At 41.7% G+C, this 2,426-nt stretch carries 3 protein-coding genes; all 3 read left to right on the top strand.

Features of this window, described 5'->3' with window-relative positions:
- Window positions 1–75: 75 nt before the first annotated feature.
- Window positions 76–588: an aminotransferase class I/II-fold pyridoxal phosphate-dependent enzyme gene (locus tag BTHERMOSOX_RS10385; protein WP_138121075.1), complete on the top strand. Its 513-nt coding sequence runs from the start codon at window positions 76–78 to the stop codon at window positions 586–588.
- A gap of 506 nt (window positions 589–1,094) precedes the next feature.
- A complete protein-coding gene (gene glnL / locus BTHERMOSOX_RS10390; RefSeq protein WP_138121076.1) occupies window positions 1,095–2,141 on the top strand; it encodes a nitrogen regulation protein NR(II) in 1,047 nt (348 codons plus the stop codon).
- Window positions 2,134–2,426, top strand: a 293-nt coding sequence (locus BTHERMOSOX_RS10395) for a response regulator (protein ID WP_138121077.1), incomplete at its 3' end; no start/stop codon positions are given. The genes glnL and BTHERMOSOX_RS10395, both read left to right, overlap by 8 nt.

A 2,426-nucleotide genomic window follows, 5' to 3' on the forward strand; every position in this document is an offset into this window, starting at 1 on the left:
CAGGGTTTTGTGCGTAGTTGAGACGGACGCAGGGCGGCCAGGGCATCTCCCATTCGCTGCGTAGGCGAATGAATTATGGCGACAGGAGTCCCAAAATTTCGTGAGGTAGCATGGCGCGCCTGTTTAGGTAAAGCATTTGCAGTCAACGGGGGCTATGTCGTTGCTGAGCAAAAAGTTATTGATTATTTAAGAGAAACAGCAGCATCTTATATCTACTCAAATCCGATTACTCCCGCTGAGGCTGAGGCTGCAGCTGCCAACGCCGCTATTAGTATTGTCTCCAATACCGAAGGTGAGTCATTACTGCGATCAATTAAAACCCTGGCGAATCAACTCAGACTAGGCTTAAAACAATCAGGTTATGAAACCTTAGCAGGTGAGCACCCTATCGTACCACTATTGATTCGGGACACTGAAAAAACCAGGGCCTTAGTTCAGCATTTGTTTGACAATAATATACTTGCCACGGGCTTGAACTACCCTGTAGTCGCAAAAGGTGAGCAAGAAATCAGATTACAGGTTTCAGCTACACTCACTAGCAACGATATAGAATTTCTGTTGTCTGCGTTATCTGTATTTAAGAAATAGTAATCTCAGAAAAACTACCCTACTCATCTGAAATTGCACCTCTTTCATTTGTACTTATATATCAGCATTGTAAATTTTCCAGTTTCAGCAAAAGTTTCCAGTTTTGCATCTTTTAAATACATTAAAATTAGTAATATAGAATTATCCCTTGGTAATAACCGGTGCTGATGGGTGGAAAATATAAGGTGCTGATTAACACCAATGCCCCCTTTTTTGTCCCCTGTTTTATTTTTCAATAACAACAGGCATTGATATTACTATCGATATGTACTATAGCTTGCACTGCCTGACTGTAGTCGTTAAATCTAAAAGGGTAACTGCCTATGCAGTTGCCCTTTTTTTGCAACAAATTCAGCGCACCATTGCAGTGCAAATATTGATGTTATTACGCCCATGATTGGCGCATAATTAACCTATCTCTTTTATTTCTCTGCTGTATCGTTAATATTCTTAGTTGGCCTATAACTTGCTTATAATATACATGCTATTCCTTTCAGATCATCATAGTGCATAAAAAAATTCTCGATAATATTAGCCAAGCTATTCTGTTATTTAATAGCGATCTCAAGCTTATTTATATAAATACCGCAGGTGAAGTGCTATTTGACGATAGCGCAAGACACCTGCTGGGTAAGTCTACGCAAGACATTTTTGGCAGCAATACTATACTTATTGATGACTTATTACAGTGCATAGCACGCAACGAAGGACTTTTTGACCGTGAACTTGCGCTGGAATTATTCCACAAAAAAATCACCATCAGCTTTAGCGTCACCCCTATTCTGGAAAACCCGCAACAAGTAGAGCTGCTTATAGAATTACAGCAACTAGATCGACACATACGCATATCTAAAGAAGAGCAACTTATTACTCAGGAGCATATCTCGCGCATGCTGATGCGCGGCTTTGCTCATGAAATTAAAAACCCGCTGGGAGGATTACGCGGTGCCGCCCAATTACTGGAACTTGAACTACAGACCGATGATTTAAAAGAATACACCCAGATTATTATCGAAGAATCTGACCGCATGAAGGCGTTGATAGATAAAATGCTCGGACCTAATAAACTGCCTAATAAAGTAACCCTGAACATACACGAAGCGCTAGAGCGAGTAAGACAGCTGGTTCAGGCTGAAGTTAGCGATAGGATTATTATTAAACGTGATTATGACCCCAGTATTCCAGAGCTTAAAGCGGATAAAAATCAGCTTATTCAGGCATTCTTAAATATACTCCGCAATGCCAGCCAGGCAATTGTGGATGCTGGTGAAATTACGCTACGCACACGAATATACCGGCAAATGACGATAGCAGGTAAGCGTCACAGATTAGTCGCGCGTATTGATATTATCGACAACGGCAGCGGCATACAGCCCGAGTTCATAGATCAGATTTTTTACCCTATGATCACTGGACGCAGTAACGGGACAGGACTTGGACTACCTATCTCGCAATCAATTATTAACCAATATCACGGTATTATCGAGTGCAGCAGTAGCGCTGAAAATACCGTTTTTTCGATTTATTTACCCGTAGGAAATGTAAATGACTAAAACTTGCCAGGTATGGATTAGCGATGATGATAAATCTATTCGCTGGGTTATTGAAAAGGCTCTTACTAAAAACGGAAGTATCACGCGCAGCTTTGCTTCCGCACAGGAACTCCTGAAAGCACTAGAAAGTGACACTCCAGGTGTCCTATTATCTGACATTCGTATGCCCGGCCTGGATGGCTTGCAATTACTCAAAAAACTGCAGAGCTCGCACCCCCTGCTCCCAGTGATTATCATGACCGCTCACTCTGATCTGGAAAGTGCGGTTGCAGCGTTTCATATTAA

Origin of the sequence: Bathymodiolus heckerae thiotrophic gill symbiont (assembly GCF_900128515.1) — a bacterium.
Lineage (GTDB): Bacteria > Pseudomonadota > Gammaproteobacteria > PS1 > Pseudothioglobaceae > Thioglobus_A.